Raw genomic sequence first — 23,587 nt, 5'->3', positions numbered from 1 at the left:
TGGCTTTTTATCAATATAACTATTTACTTCACACGCATGTCGCCTGTTTCAACAAAACGTTGGTGCCATGATAAGGCTTCGTTCAACAGGTGCGGAGTGTGCAGACCGCCTGCTTTTTCTGCGCGATCGAAATAATCGCGAAGCATATCGCGGTAGTCAGGGTGTGCACAATTCTCAATAATCAGTTTGGCACGTTGACGCGGTGATTTGCCGCGTAAATCAGCCATACCTTGCTCAGTAACGATAAACATTACGTCGTGTTCGGTATGGTCGTGATGTGAAACCATCGGCACGATGCAGGAAATTGCACCGTCTTTAGCCACTGAAGGGCTTACGAAGAATGAATAGAATGCATTGCGGGTAAAGTCGCCTGAGCCACCGATACCATTCATCATTCTGGTGCCCATAACGTGAGTCGAGTTTACATTACCGTAAATATCGGCCTCAATCATGGCATTCATACCAATTACACCCAAGCGACGGATAAGCTCGGGATTGTTGGTGATTTCCATCGGGCGCAAAACGATTTTGTCGCGCAAAAATTCGATATTATCGTTGAAACGTTGCAAAGCATCCGGGCTGAATGACAAAGCAGTTGCTGATGCGGATTTCATTTTACCGGCGATAATCAAATCGAGCATGCCGTCTTGCAATACTTCGGTAAAGCCGGTCAAATCGTCAAACGGCGCATCCAACAAGCCTGCCAACACGGCATTAGCCACATTGCCCACACCTGATTGCAGCGGTAACAGGTTTTTCGGTAAACGGCCCGCTTTCACTTCGTGAGAGAAGAAGTCAATGATTTGTGCAGCAATGCGTTTTGAGTTTTCATCAGGATCGGCAAATTTGCTGTTGCGGTCGAAAGCATCGGTTAATACGATGGCCACCACTTTATTTAAATCGCATTCAAGATAATGCGTGCCGATGCGGTCATCAGGTTTTACCAAAGGAATCGGCTGGCGGTTTGGCGGAGTGCCGATATCGAAATACACATCGTGCATGGTTTCCAACAGCGGGTTTTGCTTGGTGTTCACTTCGATGATAACGTGCTTGGCTGCTTTCAACACTTCGTTACAGTGGCCGATACCCATCGCAGGAATGATTTTTCCGTCTGCGGTAATGCCGGTTGCTTCGATAATGGCAACCTGCATTTCTCCATAGAAACCGTTACGGATTTGTTGCTCAACATGCGACAAATGCATGTCTTGGTAAGCGGTGTTGCCGGCATTGATGCTTTTGCGCAAAGTTGGGTCTGATTGGAAAGGGTTGCGGAAGCTGATGCAGTTGGCTTCCGCCAATACGCCGTCACATTCCGGGGCAGTAGAAGCACCTGTAATCATGCCGAATGCAAACTCTTCGCCGCGCGCGTGTGCGGCTTTTGCACGCTCTGCAATCGCGGTAGGTACGGCTTTCGGATAACCTGCGCCAGTAAAGCCGCTGATGCCGACCGTCATACCGTTTTTGATAAACTCGGCCGCCTGTTCGGCCGACATGATTTTGCTGCGCAGGCCTTCGTGTTGTATGCGTTCCGCTGCCTGGTTTGTCATAAATATTCTCCTAATTTTGGTAAAGGCGTTTACCTTTTTGGATTTCAAAAAAGCCCGGAATGAAGTGTGAGTGTTATCCAAGCGATAATGTTTGTAGTCGGCCGTAGCCGATTTTTTGAAATATATAATAAACGCAGCAGAATGGAAACTGCTTTTATGTATTTTATTTGGGTTTTCAGACAGGCATTGCTGGTATTTACCCTTTATTTAAAAGCAGCATAAGGCTAATATGCCTTTTTATCATGCCTGTCTGAAAATGCCATGCCTGCAACCTTCAACCATTTTCCCGCTCTTGCAACATTACTGAAAACTGCCGAATCATATCGGCATATCGTCATTTGTTTACCGGATTTGGTGCAGCCCGAACTATGCCTGTCTGAAGAGCCTGAACCTGCCGAACAGGAGCTCGCCTTGCTCTTACACAAAGAATTGTCCTGTTTGCAATTCAGCGGGCCGAATGTGTTGCACAAGGTTTTACCCAACACTTCTTTATGGCTGATGCCTCCCTCTGCCGCTGCCCATTTATACGAACATTTCGGCGAACCCGTTCAATGGCAGACTGAGGCCGTAGCACAAGCGCCGGAAAGGCCGCAAAAACCTTGGTTCATTCCACCCGCATTATCCAAACCAAAACATGTGGCTGTTGTCGGTGCCGGTATAGCCGGCGCGGCAACAGCACGAGCATTGGCGGAGCATGGCGTGCACGTGAGCGTTTTAGAAGCAAACCAACCCGCACAGGCTGCATCAGGCAACAGACAGGGCTTGCTCTATGCCAAAATCTCGCCGCACAACACCGAACAAACCGAGCTTCTACTCTGCGGCTACGGCCATACCCGGAGGCTGCTGGAGCATTTGCTGCCCCAACAAGGCAGCTGGGGCGGCAACGGTGTTCTTCATCTGAATCACAACAAAGCAGAAACACAGCGCAACGCCTTGCTCGGTCAGCAAGCCCATCATACCCATCTTTACCGCAGCATTGACGCAGAAGAAGCCTCGTCCCTTGCCGGGGTAACTTTAGCACAAGGCGGCTTATTCTGGCCGCAAGGCATATGGCTCAACCCGCCTGCTTTTGTCAACGCTCTACTTACCCATCCCAATATCACATTGCACACCCACGCCCCACTGCAAAAAGCCCGCCACACAGGGAAACAATGGCAGCTCACCGCACCGCAAACCACAATAGAAGCTGATTGCATAGTTTATTGCACCGGCGCCTCAAGCGGCCAAATACCGCCGTTGAATCATTTGCCATTAAGGTTCATCCGCGGTCAAACCGCTTTGGCACCTGCCACAAGCCTGTCTGAAAACCTGCACATAGCACTTTCCGGCGCCAGCTATATGGCTCCTGCCTGGCAAGGCATTCATTGTTATGGCGCTACATTTATCCAACACGATAGCTCAAGCGAGTGGAGAGAAGCAGAAGAGCAAGCCAATCAAGAAATGCTTCGCGAGCTGCACCCCAAACTTGCCCGCAGCCTGCTTTCAGACAGGCATTCATTGCAAGGCCATGCCGCCGTGCGTTGCGACAGCAGCGACCATCTGCCACTTGTCGGCCCGCTAGGCGATTACGAAGCCATGCAAAAGGTGTACGCCAAACTCGCACTCGACCGCAATTACCGCCTCTCCGCTCCCTGCCCCTATCTGCCCAATGTATATGTCAACACTGCGCACGGCACACGCGGTTTAGCCAGCGCACCCATCTGCGCAGAAAGCCTTGCCGCAGAAATACTTGGTTTGCCCAACCCGTTCTCACGTCGCATCCGCGAAGCACTGCACCCCAACCGCTTTATCATCCGCTCCATCGTGCGCAGCGGCAGCTCATCATAAACCTTACCCATCAAACCAATTCAAACAATGCCTGTCTGAAAAACCTTTCAGACAGGCATTGAGTTTATCCGCACCAATCACGCTATAATAACCGCTATGAATACGCAGATACCCACCGTCCACATCGCAAATCAAAACACGCTGATTGAGCAAATGATTCAGCGTGCTTCCGGTGCCCGCCCCTCTTGCAGCAACGACATTACCATTCTGCTAGACAGCACCGAAAACTTTCCTGCCTGGGAAGCGGCATTGCGTTCGGCCAAAGAAAGTATCTGTATTGAAATGTATATTTTTGCACCAGATAAATTCGGCAAAACCATACGTGATATTCTGCTGGAAAAACTGGCCGAGGGCGTGGCCGTCGCTTTAATATATGACTGGGTGGGCTCGATAAACGCCCATCTGCGCGGATTTTTCAAGCCTCTAATCCAAGCCGGAGCCGAAGTCAAAGCATACAATCCGCCCGGCTGGTTTGGCGGCTTAGGTGTATTATCGCGCAACCACCGGAAGTCTATTATTATTGACGAACGCATCGCATTTGTGAGCGGATTGTGTATTTCCTCCGCATGGGAAGGCAGGCCGGAAAAAGGAATTTCCGTTTGGCGCGACACCGGCCTGCAAGTAACCGGCCCGGTTGTGCACGACATCTTAAATGCCTTTGAAGACACTTTGCGCTCCCAAAACGGCACGATGCCTGCCAAGATGCGCAATTATGAAAGCGGCGAAGCCGATCCTTCCGGCTCATCCTGCGCCCGTGTTCTAGCCACCACGCCGGCCAACACCAACACCATGCGGCTGGATTTAAACATTATCGGGCTGGCCCGCCAAAACCTTTGGATTACCGACGCTTATTTCATGCCGACCCGCATGTATGTACAGGCATTGATTAACGCAGCCAAAGCCGGCGTCGACGTGCGCATTCTGGTTCCGCGCACCTCCGACATCAAATGGATAGGCACAGTATCGCGCACCCAATACCGCCAATTGCTTGAATCAGGCGTGCGCGTTTTTGAATGGGACGGCACCATGATTCATGCCAAAAGCGCCATTATCGACGGCCAGTGGGCGCGCGTAGGCAGCACCAATCTGAATCTTTCCAGCTGGTATGCCAACCGCGAATTGGATATTTCCATAGAAGACCCTGCCACCGTTTACCAACTTGAGCGAATTTTTCTGAAAGACTTGGAAAACGCCACAGAAGTAGTATTGGTACAAAAAGCCCGCGTTGAACCCCGCACCGACCGACGCCCTATCTACCGACACCATAAAGCCCTGCACCGCGGGCACGTAAAAGGCGTGATGCGCCAAGTGATGCAATTGAGCCATGTGTTCGACACCAACATATCGCAAACCCGCCTTGTCGACCAAAGCGAAGCATGGGCTTATTTGGCGATAGGCACTGTTTTATTGCTCGCCGCATTATTATTATGGTTCGTACCGCAAATTCTATTATGGCCCCTGCTCTTATTACTGCTGGTCGGCGGCATAGGCACCAGTTTGAATGCCATCCGGCAGATTATGAGCTTCAGAAAAAAGAACAATAAAACCGTTGAATAAAAATATGATAGCGTTTATCCAAAACCTGTTTTCCATCAAACCGTGATTGTTAAAATATCGTAAACAACATATAAATGACTAAACAAATTAATAAAACACGAGGGTATAACAATGCGAATCAGCAAAACGGTTTTACTGCTTGTAGGGCTCCCCATTGCTGCACTTTATTGGGTGCAGAACACGCCGGGCATGGAAGAAAAAATCAGCAAAACTTTCAGCCGCGCGGAGCTTTTTGAAGTGAAGTTCAAGGATAAAGAAAAGCAAAAGGAATACGAAAATAACAAAGCGCCGCTGTTTCAAAGCTCGCAAAGCGAAAAAACAGATAAGGCTCAAAACAAATCTGAAAATTAAAACCACCGAAATGATTACAATGCCTGTCTGAAAAATTCAGACAGGCATTTTTATAATGAAATCCATGTAACTGCTATACAGTATTTGTCCGCGCTTTATGCGGAATTCCACCATATTCAATAAATAAAGCGGCTTTCAAAATTCAGCCGCTTTATCTTTCAGTGCTTACAATACCTTCACTATGCTTTCGCACAAATAGCGGATATTGTCTTGTGTGATACCCGCCACATTGATACGGCCTGAACGCACAGCGTAAATCGCAAACTCATCTTTCAAGCGGTCAACCTGTTCAGGCGTTAAGCCCGAAAATGAGAACATACCGTTTTGTTTCACGATGAAGCTGAAATCCTGCTCCGCTCCATATTCTTTCAGCAAATCTACAAATTGCTGGCGCATCTCTTTGATACGGCCGCGCATTTCATCCAGCTCGGCAATCCATTGCGCTTTTAAAGCTTCGTCTTTCAACACCAAAGCCACAGTCGCGCCGCCGTGCGAAGCCGGATTGGAATATATTGTGCGGATAATGGTTTTCACTTGGCTAAACGCGCGGTTGACTGTTTCCTCATCGGCAGCCACCACGGTAAACGCACCCACGCGCTCGTTGTACATACCAAAGTTTTTAGAATAAGAGCTGGCCACCAACAATTCTTTATTGAGCTTGGCAAAGGCACGCAGGCCGTAAGCGTCTTCTTCCAGCCCATTGGCAAAACCTTGATAAGCAAAGTCAAACAATGGCAGCCAGCCTTTTTCGGCAGACATTTTCGCCAAGGTTTCCCATTGCTCTGGCGTAGGGTCAATACCTGTCGGGTTATGGCAGCAGCCGTGCAAAAGCACGACATCTCCCGCTTCGGCTTGACCCAAATCTTCGATCAGGCCATCCCAATCCAAGCCATGCGTGGTTTTATCATAATAACGGTAGTCGCGGATATTCATGCCCACAGCTTTAAAAATCGCATTATGATTCGGCCAAGTAGGTGATGAAATCCAAATGTTTTTAGCGTTGGTTTGACGTTTGATGAATTCAGCCGCCACACGCAACGCGCCCGTGCCACCCAAGCTTTGCGCTGTTTTCGCTCGCTTGGAAGCAATGATTTCACTGTCTGCGCCGAAGAGTAATTTTTGCGTTTGGGCGTTGTATTCTGCTACACCGTCGATGGTTAAATAATTTTTGGTATTTTCAGTTTCCAACAGACGCTTTTCAGCTTCTTTCACGGCTTTTACAATCGGTGTTTGACCTTTTGAGTCTTTATAAACGCCAATACCCAGATTGACTTTGTTCTCGCGGGTTTCTGCTTTAAATGCTTCGCCCAAACCCAAAATGGGGTCGGCAGGTGCTGCTTCGATTTTGTCAAAAAACATGATAAATACCTTTTTACACAGATGAATAATCGTTAATGATAACGCCTATTCGGTTATACTGCTAAAGCAGTAGGCTTGACAAGCCATTAGAGCAAATTTACTTACAGTTTTTTTCAGACAGGCATTTGTATAGCTGTAAAAATCAATATTTCATACAATACAAAACAACATGGTAGGAAATTTTAAGTTTCATGGCCGGTATTTGTCTAAAATGCAAAACAAGTAAACCCTTAAGATGGTCAAAGTAGGAATAAAATAATCTCCGTTTATATGTAACCTGTTTTTTTCCAACTCAAAAGGAGAAACTTATGCGTAAAGCCATTGCTCTGTTATTACTGCCGTTAATTGCTACACCGGTATTTGCCGAACCTTTAAACTACAACGTGGTCTCTTTTTCGGAAAGTGTTAGCACAACTGCCGATAACGACTTAATGAGCGTTGTTTTTGCTATTGAAGAAGAAGGCAAAGACCGTCAGGCGGTCAGCAACCGGATTACTCAACGCCTCAATACGCTCAATGCTCGAATTTCAGCCAACAAAGCGTTTAAAGGTGCGGTAATCAATCGCAGCACCCAACCCCATTACAATGAAAAAGGTAAAGTAACCGGCTGGTACGACAGCGCGTATGTCAGTGTGGAAAGCAAAGATTTTCAAGCATTAAACAAACTGATTGCCGCCAGCCAAAATGATGCTGCCGTAATGCGCTTAAGCTTTACAGTATCGCCTGAAAAACGCAGCGAAATCACCAATGAGTTGAGCAAACAGGCTTTAAAAAATTTTAAAAAACGCGCCGAGGTGATCAGCCAAACTTTAGGTTTCAGAGGCTATAAAATCGTGAATATCCAAATAGACAGCAATTTCCGTACGCGCCAAACCGCAGCCATGAAATCCCAAACTATGGACGCCGCACTTTCCTCCGTACCGGAAATGACAGCCGACAACCCGGGCACAGAAGAAATCATACAAACCGTAAGCGGCTCCATTCAAATGTAGGTATGACACTGACACGAAACGCTATCGGAGTAACCTTTCATCGAAAAGCATTAATCAACCCGTTTATTTATGCTATGTTCCTTAAGCTCAGGAAGTGTGAATTTTGATCAAAACCCAACATACCATTGTAAAAGCCTTCGCATTATCGTCCGTCTCACTGTTACTCGGCGGTTGTAATGTCGTTGCAGAAATGGCCGGCCATGATACAGCTTCTCTCAACCAGACCGCCGCCAAACAATACCGCCAAATGATGAGGATTGCCGACGGCCGCTATCTTGTAGATACTGAGTCGGAAACTGCCCGCCGCGTCCACCGGATTTTCAACTGCATGAAACCCTATGCAGAACAATCAAACCAAACCGGTACACCATTCGACTGGCAGATAACAGTTATCAAATCCAAAGAGCTGAACGCATGGGTTATGCCCGGTGGGAAAATGGCGTTTTACACCGGAATGGCCGACACGCTTAAATTGAGCGATGGAGAAATCGCAGCCGTTATCGGCCATGAAATGACCCACGCATTAAAAGAACACGGCAAAAAGAAAGCAGGCCAACAAGTGCTTACCCGACTTGCCGGCAAAACAGCAGGCATCGCTTTACAGGCCACCACCGGCGTGAGCGGCGGTTTCGCCAATCTCGGCACAGATGTCATCACTCACTATGGCGTTAAAATGACCTATTCGCGCAGTCAAGAAAATAAAGCCGATAAAGGCGGCATGCAATTGATGGCACAAGCAGGTTATCATCCGCAAGAAGCCGTAAGCTTGTGGAAAAAAATGGAAAACCTCAAAAGTAACCATAATTTTAAAAACATTGTCGCCTCAAGCCACCCTACCAATAAGCAGCGGATAGATAATCTGCAAAAATTGTTGCCCGAAGCGACAAAATATTACAAACCAAACGGCGGATGCAGCCAAACCGAAAACCAACCATAACGATATTTTCAGACAGGCATTTGATAATTAATGCCGAATTTGCAGGAGTTTATATACATGAAAAAAACCACCTTTACAGCCTTGATCGCCACGATAAGCTTAAGTATGTCGGGCTGTACCGGAATAGCCGACGTTGTCGGCTATGACACAGCCACGCTGAATCAAGCAGCGGCCAAACAATACACCGACGTTGTGACTACCGCACGTAATAAAAACATGATAGACAACACGTCTCAAACTTCTCGCCGCGTACATACCGTGTTCAACCGCATGAAGCCTTATGCTAATCAAGCCAACAAAACCGGCGTGCCTTTCGTATGGCAGATGACTGTTATCAAATCGAATGAAATGAATGCTTGGGCCATGCCCGGCGGCAAAATGGCAGTTTACACCGGCATCGTTGATCGCCTGAAACTTACCGATGACGAAATCGCTGCCGTTGTCGGCCATGAAATGACTCATGCCTTGCTCGAACACAGTAAAAAAGCCGTCGGCCAGCAAGTCTTAACAGGTTTGGCTGCCGACATCGGCGGTGCCGTATTGCAATCTTCCACAGGCGCCAGCAGCGATATGGTTAATTTAGGCACAACGCTGGTTAGCGATTTGGGCATTACCAAACCTTTCTCTCGCAAACAGGAAGACGAAGCAGACGAAGGCGGTCTACGCCTGATGGCACAAGCCGGCTACAACCCCGAAGCAGCCATTACCGTTTGGGAAAAAATGAATCGTGTAGCAGGCAGCAACGGCGGCTTGGGTACTATATTATCCACCCACCCATCCAACGACGCCCGCATGAAAAACCTGCGCAGAATGATGCCGGAAGTCATGCCTATTTACGAACAAAGTAAAAAACGCCGATAACCCGACACTCAAAACCGCCCGAAACCAATCGGGCGGTTTTTTTTTGCCAACGCTCCCAAAGTACACCACAGCTGTTTTACAAACCGGCAGCACGCTCAATTATCCGGCCTTTTACAACAAACCCCATAAAGCTTTCAGACAGGCATTACCCTCAAAACACCACTTTGTGAATCAAGCAAAAACTAAGCTTCATAAACTCTTCCTGTTTCATAAAATTTAGTTTATGATAGCTGGTAAGTCCGCATGACTACATGCGGTTTCAGAAGAAAAACACGCATAAAGGAACAAATGATGTTAGAAGCTTATCGCAAAGCTGCTGCAGAGCGCGAAGCGCTCGGTATTCCCGCCCTTCCTCTCACTGCACAACAAACCGCTGATTTAGTAGAGCTGTTGAAAAATCCGCCTGCAGGTGAAGGTGAATTTCTGGTTGATCTGCTTGCCAACCGCGTACCGCCCGGCGTGGACGATGCTTCAAAAGTAAAAGCATCTTTCCTTGCCGCCGTTGCTGAAGGCAGCGTAACCAGCCCGTTGGTTTCTCCCGAGTATGCAACTAAACTTCTCGGCACTATGCTTGGCGGTTACAACATTCATCCGCTGATTGAACTTTTAGACAACGAAAAACTGGCTCCGATTGCCGCTGAAGGTTTGAAACACACTCTGCTGATGTTTGATGCATTCCATGATGTACAAGAAAAAGCAGACAAAGGCAATGCACACGCCAAAGCTGTTTTGGAATCTTGGGCTAACGCCGAATGGTTCACTTCACGCGAAAAAGTGCCTGAAAAAATTACCGTTACCGTATTCAAAGTCGACGGCGAAACCAATACCGACGACCTCTCTCCCGCTCCTGACGCATGGAGCCGCCCCGATATTCCACTGCATGCATTGGCCATGCTGAAAAACCCGCGCGACGGCATCAACCCCGATAAACCGGGTGAAGTCGGCCCCATCAAACTGCTGGAAGAATTAAAAGCCAAAGGCCACCCTGTTGCTTATGTGGGCGACGTAGTGGGTACCGGTTCTTCCCGTAAATCTGCCACTAACTCTGTGATTTGGCATACCGGTTTGGATATTCCTTTCGTACCGAACAAACGTTACGGCGGCGTATGCTTGGGTGGCAAAATTGCTCCGATTTTCTTCAATACTCAAGAAGACTCAGGCGCGTTGCCTATCGAAGTAGATGTATCTCAACTGAAAATGGGTGATGTAGTTGACATCCTGCCTTACGAAGGCAAGATTGTGAAAAACGGCGAAACCGTTGCCGAGTTCCAACTGAAATCACAAGTATTACTGGACGAAGTACAAGCAGGCGGCCGTATCAACCTGATTATCGGCCGTGGTTTAACTGCCAAAGCCCGTGAAGCTTTGGGCTTGCCCGCCTCTACCGAATTCCGCCTGCCTCAGGCTCCTACCGAAAGCAAAGCCGGTTTCTCTTTGGCACAAAAAATGGTTGGTCGTGCTTGCGGTTTACCTGAAGGTCAAGGCGTTCGCCCCGGCACTTACTGCGAACCGCGCATGACTACCGTCGGCTCTCAAGATACCACCGGCCCGATGACCCGCGACGAGTTGAAAGACTTGGCATGTTTGGGCTTCTCTGCTGATTTAGTAATGCAGTCTTTCTGTCATACCGCCGCTTATCCGAAACCGGTTGACGTGAAAACCCATAAAGAACTGCCTGAATTCATTTCTACCCGCGGCGGTGTGGCTTTGCGTCCGGGAGACGGCGTGATCCACTCATGGCTGAACCGCCTGCTTCTGCCCGATACTGTCGGTACCGGCGGTGACTCTCACACCCGCTTCCCGTTAGGTATTTCCTTCCCGGCCGGTTCTGGTTTGGTAGCGTTTGCTGCGGCAACCGGCGTAATGCCTTTGGATATGCCTGAATCAGTATTGGTACGTTTCAGCGGCAAACTGCAACCGGGCGTAACCCTGCGCGACTTGGTAAACGCCATTCCGCTGTATGCCATCAAACAAGGTTTGCTGACTGTAGCCAAAGCCGGCAAGAAAAACATCTTCTCCGGCCGTATCTTGGAAATCGAAGGTTTGCCTGATTTGAAAGTAGAGCAAGCATTTGAATTGTCTGATGCCTCTGCCGAACGTTCTGCTGCGGGCTGTACCGTGAAGCTCAACAAAGAGCCGATCATCGAATACATGAAGTCCAATATCGTGTTGATGAAAAACATGATTGCAGACGGCTATAAAGATCCGCGTACTTTGGAACGCCGTATCAAAGCCATGGAAGCATGGTTGGCCGATCCTAAACTGTTGGAAGCCGATAAAGATGCAGAATACGCTGCTGTTATCGAAATCAATATGGACGACATCAAAGAGCCAATTATTGCCTGCCCGAATGACCCTGACGACGTATGCTTCATGTCAGAAAAATCTGGTACCGTGATTGACGAAGTGTTTATCGGTTCTTGTATGACCAACATCGGCCACTTCCGCGCAGCTTCCAAACTGTTGGAAGGCAAGAGCGATATTCCGGTACGCCTGTGGGTAGCCCCGCCGACCAAGATGGATGCCCAAGAGCTGACTAACGAAGGCCACTACGGCGTGTTAGGCCGTGCCGGTGCCCGTATGGAAATGCCGGGCTGCTCACTGTGTATGGGTAACCAAGCACAAGTGCGCGAAGGTGCAACCGTGATGTCGACTTCAACCCGTAACTTCCCGAACCGTTTGGGTAAAAACACCAACGTGTTCTTGGGTTCTGCGGAGTTGGCGGCCATCTGCTCGAAGCTAGGTAAAATCCCGACTATTGAGGAATACCAAGCCAATATCGGCATCATCAATGAGCAAGGTGATCAAATCTACCGTTACATGAACTTCAATGAAATCGACAGCTACAATGAAGTAGCAGAGACTGTTAAAGTTTAAATGTTAAACGGTACGCTGTTAATCTTTCAGACAGGCATTAAATGTTTGTCTGGACAAAAACGGGATAGTTAATATCCCGTTTTTTTTTTGACTATGTAAATTAGCCCTAAATTTTGGTATATAGTCAATTAGCTTAAAAAGTACACACGTCAGGCTTGGGCTTGTCCCGAGAATCCCAAAATTTACTGAAACTCAAAATACTCGGGGCAAACCTGAGTCTGATGTGACCGGACTAATAAAAATGCCTGTCTGAAAACTACTTTTCAGACAGGCATTAATACTTTCACTCAGTCATTATTCCGTTTTCGGGCTGATTGTTTTATCCAAGCCTTGAGTCAGCCCATTGATGTCACCACCGTTTAAACCCAATTCTTTCAACAGATTATCAACCAAAGGGGCTTGGCTGCGATAGCGTAAAGCGCTGTTGACCATTTGATCGGCTAGATTGCCTTGTGGTGTAGCGCCTTCTACACCTTCTGACGCACTTGTGCTGCCGAAACCACCCAAGCCGTTGACTTGCAGAATCTTGATATCGTCGATGTTTTCCATCGGGCGAACCGATTCGCGGATAATGTCAGGCAGGTGTTTCAACATAGCTAAACGGATTTGCATTTCAATCTGCTCAATCGAAAGCACATTGGCCGCTTCGTTTACCGCGCGTTTGCCTTCGGCATCAACTTTATACTGCTGCTCTTGCGCCTGGGCCAGTAACACTTGCGCATCGGCTTGACCTTGCGCCTCCAAACGTGCCTGCTCTGCCTCCGCCTGCGCCGCGATGCGAACGGCTTCCGCGCGGTCTTGCGCTGCCTGCTTCTCGGCTTCCGCAGCCACGGTTACGGCAATCGCTTCTTTCTGCGCCGCCTCGGTTGCCGCAATCAATTCTACTGCTTTGGCGCGCTCGGCACGCTCGGTTTCGCGCACGGTTATCACACTTTCTTCTTCGCGCACCGCAGCCGCACGCGCTTTGTCGGCTTCGGCTTTAGCCTCCGATTCGGCGCGGGATTTTTCCGCCACCGCAATCGCGCGGTCTTGCTCGGCCAACTCAATCGCTTTGCGGCGTTCTACCTCTGCCTGCTCCACGGCCTGCGCTTTGCGGATATCTTCGTTTTTAATATCGCGCTCGGCCAGAATGCGTTTCAAATCTACCTCGCGTGCAGCGGCAATTTGCGCTTCTTCGGCTTCACGTTTTTTAGCCGCTTCCTGCTCGGCAATACTGGCTTCCTGCTCGGCTTTACGCACCGCAATTTCACGCTCCTGCTCCAATTTGGCATATTCTTCTTCGCGCAGAATTTGCAGGCGTGTGCGCTCCGCTTCCAAGTTTTTGGTTTTAATCGCCAAATCCGTGTCTTGCTCGATATCGTTGCGCTTTTTACGGCGCACTTCGATGGTTTCTGTCAGCTTGGTCAAACCTTCGGCATCAAACGCGTTTTGCGGGTTGAAAAACTCAAACGCTGTTTGATCCAAGCCGGTCAGCGACACGGTTTCCAGCTCCAGGCCGTTTTTGAACAAGTCTTCGGACACCACTTGCTGCACTTTCTGCACAAAATCGCCCCGTTTTTCGTGCAATTCTTCCATTGCCATTTGGGAAGCCACCGCACGCAGCGCATCCACAAATTTACCTTCCACCAAATCTTTCAGCTGCTCGGGCGACATGGTTTTCATTCCCAAAGTCTGCGCCGCCGTGGCCACGCTGTCGGAGGTAGGCTTCACGCGCACATAAAACTCCGCCGCCACGTCCACACGCATCCGATCGCGCGTAATCAGAGCCTGCTGCGCAGCACGGCGCACTTCCAGCCGTAAAGTGTTCATATTCACCGGAATCACTTCATGCAACACCGGCAACACCAATGCACCGCCGTTCATAATCACCTTTTCCCCGCCAAAGCCGGTGCGCACAAACGACACTTCCTTGCTCGCACGGCGATACAGACGCGCCAAAATCAGGCCGAGCACAAACAAGGCAACCAGCACGATACCGGCAATGCTCGCAATTGAAATCCAACCCATAAACTTTCCTTTCTTCTTTTAATTCAATACCACTCAACAAATTTTTAAGCAGGCATATTGATGTTTTTCACATCAACTTGCCAACAGCAACACCACGCAAAAAACCGTCCACGCAATCCACGAGAGCAAAGCATAAAACCGGATTTGCTCGGTATCCCAACCGGTTGACTGCAAATTGATTAAAAAACCGGCCAGCCAGCCTTCTATCCTTTCCGCGCCACCCCATGAAAGCAGCCATTTGAAATATAGGCTGACCAAAACGTAAATTAGAAAAATATATAAATAAATCAAATTGTTAATCAACCATGTGAAATGCAGTTAAAAATTCATTTTTCTTCAACAAAAACATTTTATGCTCGGGATCATTTAAAACCTTTTTATTCTCATAAAAAGCAGGTACTATAAAACCCCATTCTCCATTACGAGCAAAGTAAATAACAAAATCAATCTTACACTCTCCCCAAACATTAAAAATTTCTTGTTTCTTTCCCTTGTTAGCATCTACCGTTTTGATTTGGATACGAAAATAGCGTTTACCGTCAGAAATTAATACATCTGTTTTATGACCATGATCTAAAATAGGTGTAAATACCTGCCACCCGTCTTGCATTAACCAAGTAACAACTTGATTTTCAAAAGATGTATTTCATAAAGTTTGCTTCATTCCTTCAGGAATGGGATCCAATCTTCTTGGCATATCTGTTTCCCTAAATAAATAATTACAAAATCACTTCTACAAACTTCTCTTTAAATCTTAACTAATCCACCAAGCTGCCGCTCGGATTGGCAATCGCTTTAAACGTGTTCCCTTCCAACGATACCAGCAACACAGCCTCACCTTGTTGCAGCACGCCGCCGTTGTCCGGCTCCGCCATTACATAATGCTGCTGGCCAAAGCCGTCTTTCACGCGCACTTCTGCCGGGCTGCCGTGTCTCGCTTCGCCCAACACCACCACGCCGACGCGGCCGACCAGGCTTTTTTGCTCGACGGCGGTGGTTTCGTCTTTCGGCATGATTTTATAAAGCCTGCCGCCTACCACCCGTACAACCGGCAAACTGGCAAACCACACTGCCCCCGCAGCCAGAAAACCGTTAAGATAAAAGCCGACAAAGTTTTTCAGACAGGCCTGCAAGATATAGCCGAGCAAACCGAACACAGCCAGAAACACCACCATCAACATCAGCAACGGAATTTTGCCCACATAAAGCCAGCTTAAAAAACGCACCAGTGCGCCTGCATCCGCACCGTCCAGCCCGATTTCGGCGTGTGTCGGCTCCGTTAAACTGTCTGGTAGCAAACCATCTACCCAATTGCTGATGCCGCCAAACACCAGCGATAAAGTTTCCACCACTCCCAGCAACACCATCAACATGATGGCTATGCCGAAAATCTGGGTTTGCGGCGCATTGATTAAATCCCACATAATCGTTCCTTTGTGTTTGCAAGGCAGATGGCCTGTCTGAAAAACATTTACCTCGGCTTGACAGCACCACTTTCAAGCAAAGCGGCTTCCACCAGTTGTTTATCGTCCAGTTCAGACCATTCAGCCCGATATTCTTCGGCGTATTTTTTGTCGCGTTCACTCAAACCGCTTAAAGCTTTGGAACGCAGCCGCCATTGATGGAAAGGTTTCAAAATACTCCTGCTTTTTTCGCTACGCTCAAATGCAGCCTGCTGCAAAGCATAACCGATGGCCGGATCATAATATTGTTTACTGCATCCCCTTTGTGAAAAACACTCGCCCAATCTACGCAGCGCATTCGGGTAACGGTTACCCGCAGCCATGCCCATCCAATAAAGCGCAAAAGAAGTTTCCTGTGGCACGCCTCTTCCAATGGCATACATTCTGCCCAAGGCCATTTGCGCATCGCCCATGCCGCCATGAGCCGCTTTTTGATAAGCCGCAGCCGCTTTTTCGTAATCGGGAGAAGGCAAATCTTCAATACACATGCCCAAATTTGACCAAGTAGCCACAGAAGCGCCTTTGTTTGCCGCCTGCTCCATCAGCTGGCAGCCACGCTCGATATCTTTGTTGACTCCTCTTCCTTCCAAATAAGCAGCTGCAAGATTGTTTAAAGCTCGGGCATGCCCTTTTGCTGCCGCTTTTTCCCAAAGCGGAAAAGCCTTATCCCATTCATCATTACGCATATGAGCCTGAGCTTGTGCATACCACTCATTAACTTCGGCATCTTGCGGCGTGTTGCTGGGCAATGCGGCTGAGGCGGGCGTAGGTGTAGGCGCAGCAACAAGGGGAATTTTCCGCTGCTCAACAACGGCGGCTTCGGATCGGTTAGCTTGTGCCGGTGATACCGGTTTAGGCAGAGCAGATTCGGATGATGATGCCTCAACAGCCGCACCATCCCAATTGTCATAAACCAAGCCGGCAATGCTCAACACCAACACAACAGCCGCAACAGCCAGCCATTTATTGTTATTTTTTTGCTTAGGCTCAGATGGATACATGGTTTGCTTTCCAAGTGTTTCAGACAGGCATACCTGAATGATTGATGCCTGTCTGAAAACGGCTTACTTATTGGCTTTCAAAGCGGCCAGCCGCTCTTTAATCCGATTGCTGCGGCTTAAATCTTCCAATTCCTTCAACTTGGCCAACTGCGCGGCTTCGGTGCTGCTGTGCACGGCATTTTGGCGGCCCATTACGCGGTCAAACGTGTTGCCGCTTTTTTCGGCATCGCGCGCAATGCGGTTTAAATCACCGCCTGCGGCGTCCGCAGGGCCTGCCGAACGTTGCTGCGCCGCGCGCCATTGCTGCAATTGCTGCTGCATCTCTCGCTTTTTCGCCTGTAAGGCCGCGATAAAGCTTTCCAATTCTTTTTCTTGCGTAGCGCAATCGGCAATCGTGTTTTCCAACACAGGCAAACGCGCTTCAATATCCATTTGCTCGGCAATGCCCGCCTCGGCCAAATCATCGCGGCCGTTGTTAACCGCAGCCTGTAAACTTTCACTCAAAGCTTCGTGGCGGTTACTTTCATCCGCCATTTTCTTAGCGGCCAAATGCTTTTGCGCCAACACCTTGCCCAATTCCGCGCGCACTTCATCAATCGCCCGCTCGATTTCGCGCATACTTTCGTTCATTACCGCTTCTGGAGCCAAGTTTTCCGCAGCGTCCACCAAGGCATGAAAACCACCGCTAACCAAACGCCCCACTCTGCGTGCCAATGTTTCGCTCATATTCTTTCCTTTCCTGTTTGTCTGCATTTATACATCGCCGGCCTGCTGCACAATCTGCGCCAGCTTCAATGTGTTTTCCAACTCGCCCAACACATTATCGTCATATGCCGCGCCTTTTCCGGTAATCGCCAGCTGGAGGATGCTGTCTGTCAGGCGGACAATGCGCCACATCACTTCACGCTCATATTTTTTCAGCATGTCCAAATCAGCACCCTCGGGTAAATCGGCCGCCAATGTCGCGCTCAAATCCGGCAGCAATTCAAACACCCGCGCCAGAATGTGGGAGTGCACACCATATTCTTTTTCAGCATGCAGCACTTTATGCTTGGCTGATTGGAAAAACTGCTCCGTCGCATTCAACGCCGAGCCGTAATCATGCATCTGCGTATGCGCCAAACGCGCCTGCTTTAATAATTCGCGGATTTTCTCAGAAGGTGTATTCGCATCTTCTATATTTAAATTTGCTATAAAATCAGCATCTTCCTGAGAAATTCTCACGCTAACCGGTATTCTGTTGCCTGCATTCATTTCAAATAGTTTCTTTTGTATTCATTTGAATACAAATATACAAAACATGAATTCAAATAGCAAGAAAAATATGCATCACTTGTGCAAAAATTTTGCAAACGAAGAAATGCCTGTCTGAAAACCTTTCAGACAGGCATTTAAAATACCGCTTTTCAGCCATCTCTAAATAATTAAGTTCCACATCCTGCTTTGCAAATAACCAAATCACCAACACAAACAAATATCGACCTGTTGCTTGCCATTTTTCTGATTTTTTTTTACGATAACCCTAATTTTTTATGGCATAACTTTACAAAACGCTAAAAGTAAGTCGGTTTGTTTGCAACCATAAAGATAACTGTTGCCAGAAATTATTTCATAAGCAACTGATTTACCACATATTTCATTGAGGTATTTATCGTGTCTGATTCAAATCCGAAAAAACACCAGCGGGAAACTTTCTCCTCCCGCAAGGCGTTTATGTTTGCCGCCATCGGTTCTGCTGTGGGCTTGGGCAATATTTGGCGCTTTCCTTATATCACTTACGACAACGGCGGCGGCGCCTTTATCATCCCCTATTTGGTTGCCCTGCTCACCGCCGGTATCCCATTGCTTTTCTTAGACTATGCCATCGGGCATAAATACCGCGGCTCTCCACCGCTGGCTTACCGCCGCATGAGTAAGCATTTTGAAACCTTCGGCTGGTGGCAGGTACTGATTAATGTGATTATCTCGATTTATTACGCCGTAATCATCGGTTGGGCCGCCAGCTATACCTATTTCGCATTTTTTAGCGGCTGGGGCGCTGATCCGTCGGCTTTCTTCTTTAAAGATTATCTGCAAATGGCCGACGGCGCCTCGCTGGGTCTCAATTTCGTCGACAACATCGTCGGCCCCTTAATCGGTGTTTGGGTAGTTACTTTGCTGATTTTGGCTTTGGGCGTTCAAAAAGGTGTGGGTAAATCCTCTCAGTTTTTCATGCCCTTGTTGACAGTGATGTTCCTGATTCTGGTGGTCAGCGCATTATTTTTACCCGGCGCATCCCAAGGCTTGAACGCTTTGTTTACACCTAACTGGGAAAAACTTACCGAGCCTACCGTGTGGCTCGCCGCTTACGGCCAAATCTTCTTTTCACTTTCCATCTGTTTCGGCATCATGATCACCTATGCCTCTTATCTGAAAAAAGATACGGATTTAACCGGCACGGGCATGGTTGTGGGCTTTGCCAACAGCAGCTTTGAATTGCTGGCCGGTATCGGCGTGTTTGCCGCATTGGGTTTTATGGCTGCTGCGGCAGGTAAAGAAGTGAGCGAAGTCGCCACTTCCGGCATCGGTTTGGCATTTATCGCGTTCCCGGCAATTATCGACAAAGCACCGTTTGGTGCCATTATCGGCGTATTGTTTTTCGGCTCTTTGGTGTTTGCCGGTTTGACTTCTCTGATTTCAATTTTGGAAGTGATCATTGCAGCCATTCAAGATAAACTGCGCATGCACCGCATCACCTCCACCATTATCGTGTGCCTGCCGTTAATGGTGATTTCCACCCTGCTGTTCGGCACCACCACAGGCTTGCCGGTTTTAGACGTGATGGATAAATTTGTAAACAGTTTCGGCATTGTGGCCGTAGGCTTTATTTCTATCCTCTGCATCACGCTGACTAAAAATTTCAACCAGCTCACCACGCATGTCAACACCACTTCATCATTCAAACTCGGTTTCTTGTGGCGCTTGTTTGCAGGCATCATCACACCGGCTATCTTAGGCTTCATGCTGTTTACCGAGGCGAAAAAAATCCTGTCTGAAGGCTACGAAGGCTATCCGGCATGGTTTGTCGGCAGCTTGGGCTGGGGCATGGCAATCGGTTTATTGGTCATCGCCTTCATGCTATCCCAACTGAGCTGGCCGCACGAAGACAAACCCACCCAACCGACAGGAGACAAATCATGAGTACGCCTGCAATCATTATGATGGTTATTTCAATTTTGGTTATTTGGGGCGGATTGATTGTATCTATTCTGCGTCTGCCTAAAGAGTAACTTATCAAGCTGTAAAAAATGCCTGTCTGAAAGCGGCTTTCAGACAGGCATTTTTTACTATAAATAAAAGGAAAGCACACTCGGATAAGATCTAAACTATGACACAACTGTTTAAATAAGCGATTTCACTATAGTTAACCAACTTAAAGTTTGGTATAGCAATGTGCGCCTTTAATTTTTGTATTCCCTTGCGCTTCATGGCCGCGCAGCACTCACTTTCTTTGTTTCGCTGAAGAAAGTAAGCAAAGAAAGGTACCAGCGGACAGGCAGTAATAGCCAAGATTCGTTAATGATTTAAACATGTGATTTTTCTAAGTTGATTAACTATAAAACTGTAAAAATGCCTGTCTGAAAAAATAGTTTTCAGACAGGCATAAGAATAGCAAACTCCGTGAAAGCTTATACTTAACCGATAATAAACACCAACCCGCTCAACTTATCCCTTCCGCCAACATCTCCCTTACCGCACTTCGGCGCGTTTCTTCCTGCAAACAAGCAGCTTTAAGAGCTTCCTGTTTGCCTAAAAACACAAAACGCTCGCGCGCCCGGGTAATCGCCGTATAAAGCAAAGCCCGGTTTAATCCGCCTTCCGCCGTTTCAACAACTCCATAGCCCATGGGCGGCAGCAACCACACTTCTTTATATTCGGAACCCTGGCTTTTATGCACCGTCATAGCAAACGCTGTTTCGCATTCCGGCAAACGGCTTAAGGCGATTTTGCGAAACCCTGTACCATCGGGAAAATAAACTGCCAGTGCGCCCGAATCAGATTCGCTATCGCGCAGCACCAAACCAATATCGCCGTTAAACAAGTCCAACGTATAATCATTGCGGCTTATCATCAGCATTTGCCCCGCAAACCAACGCTCTTCCTGCTTGATGATGCCGATTTTTTTCAGATAGGCCTGATATGCTTGATTGAAATGCTCTGCATTGCTGCGCCATGCTGTCAAAACCACACAGTTGGCCTGATGCCCGAAAGCCGCTTTCACATCATTTTGCGCCACAGCCTGCCAGTAGCTTTGCTGCAGTCGATGTAAAGTTTCAAGCTGCTTGTCAATATTCATATCGTTAATACTGATTTCATTTGGAAACCGCTCAAACTGCGCAATAGCATCTTCTGCATTCCCACACACAACCGCACGCGATAAACAGCCGATGCCGCTGTGTTCCCCAAACCTATGGCTAATGGTTAAACGTGCAATGTTTTCTGCTAAAGGCACAGGCCTGTCTGAAACGTCAAACGGCTGTTCCGGCAATAAATTAGCAAGCTCCTGCGCAGTTGTTTCCGTTAGCATTGTTTGTTGGGCAAGCGCAGCCAAAACTGCGCCCGCACCCACGGAAGGCAATTGGTTTTCGTCACCCAATAAAATCACCCTGCACCTGTCCGGCACCGCAGATAAAAGCTGCAATAAGAGCGCCGTATCCAGCATCGACGCCTCATCCACCACAATCACATCCAAAGGAAGCGGATTATCGGCATAATAAACCGGCTGCATATAAGGCGGCTTGAATTTAAGCAAACGGTGCACCGTTTGCCCTTCCAGATTTTCCAAATGCGCCTTGATATCCGATCCGGCATCAAATTGCCCCAACGCGCGGTGCAACGCTTTAGCCATATGCGCAGCGGCCTTTCCTGTCGGCGCCACTAAAGCAATGCGCGGCAACTTACCCGAGTTTACGCACAATAAAGCCAGCAATTTGGCTACAGTAGTCGTTTTGCCCGTGCCCGGCCCGCCGCTGATGACCATAAAGTTTTGCAGCAAAGCCAACGCCGCCGCCGCTTTCTGATCCCTGCTGCCGGGCTCTGAAAACCAGTCTGCCAAATGGTGCGATGCGCTTAACCAATCCACCGGCTCCGGTTTGACTTCAGCAATGCGCAGAATCTGCCGTGCCAAATCCCGCTCCAGCTGCCACATTTTGCCAAAAAAAAGTTTATTACCCTTTAAAATCAGAGGGTTTTCAACCCCCTCACCCACAACAGGCTCCGCTTTTTTCAGTGCAGCAACATCTTGTTTGCCCAGCCAAATAAACGAATGGCCTTCAGCCAAAGCAGTAAAAAGCTTATCAACAAAAGGCGATACAACACAGCTAACCTCGGGCGCAACCCGTTCCAACAAACCAACCGCCGCTTCAGCCGCAAAACCATCAAACGCCAAGGAATTCATAATCAATATTACCAATCAACACTTCAAATGGAACGAATCCCGTATTCTATAGCCAAATACCCGGCGAATGTTATTTTCAGACAGGCATCAAGCCTATGTTTTTCCATTTTGATTTTTTGTAAATCCTCCATTACAATAAATCGTTTCCCGCCTTAATCCAAAACCACTAAGGCTCTCTTTTTTCCACTCATCAAGGAATGATAACCCATCATGAAAAAATCATTATTGACCGCACTGATTGCATTCGCGCTGGCCGCCTGCGGCGGACAAAAAGCCGAACAACCAACCAACGGCCAAGCGGCTTCTGCCACATCTGCCGGCAGCAACCTGCCGCAAACTGACACCCTAAACATCTACAACTGGTCAAACTACGTTGACGAAAGCACCGTAGACGACTTCAAAAAACAAAACAACCTGAAGCTCACCTACGACCTTTACGAAAACAACGAAACCCTGGAAACCAAAGTGTTAACCGGCAAATCCGGCTATGATTTAGTGGTGCCAGGCATCGCATTTTTGCCGCGCCAAATCAAAGCGGGTGCCTATCAAAAAGTCAATAAAGATTTAATCCCCAACTATAAAAACATCGACCCCGAGCTTCTGAAAATGCTCGAAACCGCCGACCCGGGCAATGAATACGCCGTGCCCTATTTCTCCGGCGTCAACACACTGGCCATCACCGCAAAAGGCAAAGAAATCCTGGGCGGCCAACTGCCTGAAAACGGCTGGGATTTATTATTCAAACCGGAATACACCAACAAGCTGAAACAATGCGGCATCGCCTTGTGGGATACGCCGAGCGAAATGTTCCCCATCGTATTGAACTACTTAGGCAAAGACCCTGCCGGCACCAACCCTGCCGACATTGACGAAGCCGCCAAAGTTTTGGAAAAAATCCGCCCCGATGTGAAACGTTTCAGCCCATCTTATATCGACGAGCTGGCGCGCGGCGACTTCTGTATCGCAGCGGGTAACGGCGGCGATTTGAACATGGCGAAGAAACGCGCCGAAGAAGTGGGCAGCACAGTCGGCATCGAAGTGCTCAACCCCAAAGGCATGGGCTTTTGGATTGAATCATGGCTGATTCCCGCCGATGCCAAAAACATCGTCAACGCCCACAAATATATCGACTGGACGCTGAACCCGGATGTGGCGGCCAAAAACGCTTTGGAAGTAACCTTCGCACCGGCCAGCCTGCCTGCGCGTGAAAAACTGCCGAAAGAGCTGGTGGAAACCCGCTCTATCTTCCCGAACGCCGAAGATATGAAAAACGGTTTTGTCATGCCGCAAATGAGCGACAAAGCGAAAAAACAAACCGTTGCCTTGTGGCAGCAGCTCAAGGCGGGCAAATAATCCGCAGTGCTTATACCC

General features: G+C 48.3%; 21 protein-coding genes. 11 read left to right on the top strand and 10 right to left on the bottom strand.

Annotated features, from left to right (window positions below; translation table 11 throughout):
• Nucleotides 1–23: 23 nt before the first annotated feature.
• Nucleotides 24–1,547: an acetyl-CoA hydrolase/transferase family protein gene (locus AKG09_RS05205; protein ID WP_054618414.1), complete on the bottom strand. Its 1,524-nt coding sequence runs from the start codon at nucleotides 1,545–1,547 to the stop codon at nucleotides 24–26.
• Nucleotides 1,548–1,613: 66 nt separating this feature from the next.
• Between AKG09_RS05205 and AKG09_RS11880 the strand changes: the two genes are divergently transcribed.
• The 4 genes from AKG09_RS11880 (at nucleotide 1,614) to AKG09_RS05190 (ending at nucleotide 5,282) form a co-directional block, all read left to right on the top strand.
• Entirely contained in the window at nucleotides 1,614–1,769 is a 156-nt protein-coding gene (locus AKG09_RS11880) for a hypothetical protein (RefSeq protein ID WP_156320805.1), read from the top strand.
• A 39-nt stretch (nucleotides 1,770–1,808) separates the two neighbouring features.
• Nucleotides 1,809–3,374 carry an FAD-dependent 5-carboxymethylaminomethyl-2-thiouridine(34) oxidoreductase MnmC gene (gene mnmC / locus AKG09_RS05200; protein WP_054618413.1) on the top strand — a complete coding sequence of 522 codons (1,566 nt, stop codon included), beginning with the start codon at nucleotides 1,809–1,811 and terminating at the stop codon, nucleotides 3,372–3,374.
• Nucleotides 3,375–3,470: 96 nt separating this feature from the next.
• Nucleotides 3,471–4,931 (top strand): phosphatidylserine/phosphatidylglycerophosphate/cardiolipin synthase family protein, encoded by a 1,461-nt coding sequence (locus AKG09_RS05195; RefSeq protein WP_054618412.1) that lies wholly within the window; start codon nucleotides 3,471–3,473, stop codon nucleotides 4,929–4,931.
• 189 nt (nucleotides 4,932–5,120) lie between these two features.
• Nucleotides 5,121–5,282 (top strand): hypothetical protein, encoded by a 162-nt coding sequence (locus AKG09_RS05190; RefSeq protein ID WP_156320804.1) that lies wholly within the window; start codon nucleotides 5,121–5,123, stop codon nucleotides 5,280–5,282.
• Between the two features lie 165 nt (nucleotides 5,283–5,447).
• On the opposite strand, the gene AKG09_RS05185 is transcribed toward AKG09_RS05190, so the two are convergent.
• Nucleotides 5,448–6,641, bottom strand: a complete 1,194-nt coding sequence (locus AKG09_RS05185) for an amino acid aminotransferase (protein ID WP_054618410.1) — start codon at nucleotides 6,639–6,641, stop codon at nucleotides 5,448–5,450.
• 308 nt (nucleotides 6,642–6,949) lie between these two features.
• On the opposite strand from AKG09_RS05185, the gene AKG09_RS05180 reads away from it, so the two are divergent.
• The 4 genes from AKG09_RS05180 to acnB all read left to right on the top strand — a co-directional run bounded on the left by AKG09_RS05180 (nucleotide 6,950) and on the right by acnB (nucleotide 12,308).
• Nucleotides 6,950–7,633: an SIMPL domain-containing protein gene (locus AKG09_RS05180; RefSeq protein WP_054618409.1), complete on the top strand. Its 684-nt coding sequence runs from the start codon at nucleotides 6,950–6,952 to the stop codon at nucleotides 7,631–7,633.
• Nucleotides 7,634–7,736: 103 nt separating this feature from the next.
• Nucleotides 7,737–8,570, top strand: a complete 834-nt coding sequence (locus AKG09_RS05175) for a M48 family metallopeptidase (RefSeq protein WP_082391811.1) — start codon at nucleotides 7,737–7,739, stop codon at nucleotides 8,568–8,570.
• 57 nt (nucleotides 8,571–8,627) lie between these two features.
• Entirely contained in the window at nucleotides 8,628–9,431 is an 804-nt protein-coding gene (locus AKG09_RS05170) for a M48 family metallopeptidase (protein ID WP_054618408.1), read from the top strand.
• A gap of 291 nt (nucleotides 9,432–9,722) precedes the next feature.
• Nucleotides 9,723–12,308, top strand: a complete 2,586-nt coding sequence (gene acnB / locus AKG09_RS05165; protein ID WP_054618407.1) for a bifunctional aconitate hydratase 2/2-methylisocitrate dehydratase — start codon at nucleotides 9,723–9,725, stop codon at nucleotides 12,306–12,308.
• 294 nt (nucleotides 12,309–12,602) lie between these two features.
• Here the strand turns inward: acnB and AKG09_RS05160 are convergent, their stop codons facing one another.
• The 7 genes from AKG09_RS05160 to AKG09_RS05130 all read right to left on the bottom strand — a co-directional run bounded on the left by AKG09_RS05160 (nucleotide 12,603) and on the right by AKG09_RS05130 (nucleotide 18,033).
• Nucleotides 12,603–14,315 carry a flotillin family protein gene (locus AKG09_RS05160; protein ID WP_054618406.1) on the bottom strand — a complete coding sequence of 571 codons (1,713 nt, stop codon included), beginning with the start codon at nucleotides 14,313–14,315 and terminating at the stop codon, nucleotides 12,603–12,605.
• Between the two features lie 72 nt (nucleotides 14,316–14,387).
• Nucleotides 14,388–14,606, bottom strand: coding sequence for a hypothetical protein (locus AKG09_RS05155; RefSeq protein ID WP_156320803.1), 219 nt, complete (start codon nucleotides 14,604–14,606; stop codon nucleotides 14,388–14,390).
• 4 nt (nucleotides 14,607–14,610) lie between these two features.
• Entirely contained in the window at nucleotides 14,611–14,925 is a 315-nt protein-coding gene (locus tag AKG09_RS05150; protein ID WP_231623902.1) for a hypothetical protein, read from the bottom strand.
• A gap of 148 nt (nucleotides 14,926–15,073) precedes the next feature.
• Entirely contained in the window at nucleotides 15,074–15,739 is a 666-nt protein-coding gene (locus AKG09_RS05145; protein WP_054618404.1) for a YqiJ family protein, read from the bottom strand.
• 47 nt (nucleotides 15,740–15,786) lie between these two features.
• On the bottom strand, nucleotides 15,787–16,779 hold the full coding sequence (locus AKG09_RS05140; protein ID WP_054618403.1) for a tetratricopeptide repeat protein: 993 nt from the start codon (nucleotides 16,777–16,779) through the stop codon (nucleotides 15,787–15,789).
• Between the two features lie 63 nt (nucleotides 16,780–16,842).
• A complete protein-coding gene (locus tag AKG09_RS05135) occupies nucleotides 16,843–17,505 on the bottom strand; it encodes a PspA/IM30 family protein (RefSeq protein ID WP_054618402.1) in 663 nt (220 codons plus the stop codon).
• A 27-nt stretch (nucleotides 17,506–17,532) separates the two neighbouring features.
• Nucleotides 17,533–18,033 (bottom strand): hypothetical protein, encoded by a 501-nt coding sequence (locus tag AKG09_RS05130; RefSeq protein WP_054618401.1) that lies wholly within the window; start codon nucleotides 18,031–18,033, stop codon nucleotides 17,533–17,535.
• 399 nt (nucleotides 18,034–18,432) lie between these two features.
• On the opposite strand from AKG09_RS05130, the gene AKG09_RS05125 reads away from it, so the two are divergent.
• Nucleotides 18,433–19,959, top strand: coding sequence for a sodium-dependent transporter (locus AKG09_RS05125; RefSeq protein WP_082391809.1), 1,527 nt, complete (start codon nucleotides 18,433–18,435; stop codon nucleotides 19,957–19,959).
• Nucleotides 19,956–20,048 (top strand): methionine/alanine import family NSS transporter small subunit, encoded by a 93-nt coding sequence (locus tag AKG09_RS11620; protein ID WP_082391806.1) that lies wholly within the window; start codon nucleotides 19,956–19,958, stop codon nucleotides 20,046–20,048. The genes AKG09_RS05125 and AKG09_RS11620 overlap by 4 nt, the downstream gene beginning before the upstream one ends.
• A 431-nt stretch (nucleotides 20,049–20,479) precedes the next feature.
• Here the strand turns inward: AKG09_RS11620 and recD are convergent, their stop codons facing one another.
• On the bottom strand, nucleotides 20,480–22,216 hold the full coding sequence (recD, locus tag AKG09_RS05120) for an exodeoxyribonuclease V subunit alpha (protein ID WP_054618399.1): 1,737 nt from the start codon (nucleotides 22,214–22,216) through the stop codon (nucleotides 20,480–20,482).
• 210 nt (nucleotides 22,217–22,426) lie between these two features.
• Between recD and AKG09_RS05115 the strand changes: the two genes are divergently transcribed.
• Complete coding sequence (locus tag AKG09_RS05115) at nucleotides 22,427–23,569, top strand: extracellular solute-binding protein (RefSeq protein ID WP_054618398.1); 1,143 nt, start codon at nucleotides 22,427–22,429, stop codon at nucleotides 23,567–23,569.
• Nucleotides 23,570–23,587 lie beyond the last annotated feature (18 nt).

It is taken from the genome of Neisseria sp. 83E34 (assembly GCF_001308015.1).
Lineage (GTDB): Bacteria > Pseudomonadota > Gammaproteobacteria > Burkholderiales > Neisseriaceae > Neisseria.
This window is presented reverse-complemented; position numbering and strand designations above follow the sequence as displayed.

Bases quoted from the DNA above. Each gene is read 5' to 3' on its own strand.
- AKG09_RS05195 (WP_054618412.1), top strand. From the start codon at position 3,471: ATGAATACGCAGATACCCACCGTCCACATCGCAAATCAAAACACGCTG.
- recD (WP_054618399.1), bottom strand. From the start codon at position 22,216: ATGAATTCCTTGGCGTTTGATGGTTTTGCGGCTGAAGCGGCGGTTGGT.
- AKG09_RS11620 (WP_082391806.1), top strand. From the start codon at position 19,956: ATGAGTACGCCTGCAATCATTATGATGGTTATTTCAATTTTGGTTATT.
- AKG09_RS05205 (WP_054618414.1), bottom strand. From the start codon at position 1,547: ATGACAAACCAGGCAGCGGAACGCATACAACACGAAGGCCTGCGCAGC.
- AKG09_RS05150 (WP_231623902.1), bottom strand. From the start codon at position 14,925: ATGCAAGACGGGTGGCAGGTATTTACACCTATTTTAGATCATGGTCAT.
- acnB (WP_054618407.1), top strand. From the start codon at position 9,723: ATGTTAGAAGCTTATCGCAAAGCTGCTGCAGAGCGCGAAGCGCTCGGT.
- AKG09_RS05130 (WP_054618401.1), bottom strand. From the start codon at position 18,033: ATGAATGCAGGCAACAGAATACCGGTTAGCGTGAGAATTTCTCAGGAA.
- AKG09_RS05160 (WP_054618406.1), bottom strand. From the start codon at position 14,315: ATGGGTTGGATTTCAATTGCGAGCATTGCCGGTATCGTGCTGGTTGCC.
- AKG09_RS05145 (WP_054618404.1), bottom strand. From the start codon at position 15,739: ATGTGGGATTTAATCAATGCGCCGCAAACCCAGATTTTCGGCATAGCC.
- AKG09_RS05115 (WP_054618398.1), top strand. From the start codon at position 22,427: ATGAAAAAATCATTATTGACCGCACTGATTGCATTCGCGCTGGCCGCC.
- AKG09_RS05140 (WP_054618403.1), bottom strand. From the start codon at position 16,779: ATGTATCCATCTGAGCCTAAGCAAAAAAATAACAATAAATGGCTGGCT.
- AKG09_RS05185 (WP_054618410.1), bottom strand. From the start codon at position 6,641: ATGTTTTTTGACAAAATCGAAGCAGCACCTGCCGACCCCATTTTGGGT.
- AKG09_RS05180 (WP_054618409.1), top strand. From the start codon at position 6,950: ATGCGTAAAGCCATTGCTCTGTTATTACTGCCGTTAATTGCTACACCG.
- AKG09_RS05190 (WP_156320804.1), top strand. From the start codon at position 5,121: ATGGAAGAAAAAATCAGCAAAACTTTCAGCCGCGCGGAGCTTTTTGAA.
- AKG09_RS05135 (WP_054618402.1), bottom strand. From the start codon at position 17,505: ATGAGCGAAACATTGGCACGCAGAGTGGGGCGTTTGGTTAGCGGTGGT.
- AKG09_RS05170 (WP_054618408.1), top strand. From the start codon at position 8,628: ATGAAAAAAACCACCTTTACAGCCTTGATCGCCACGATAAGCTTAAGT.
- mnmC (WP_054618413.1), top strand. From the start codon at position 1,809: ATGCCTGCAACCTTCAACCATTTTCCCGCTCTTGCAACATTACTGAAA.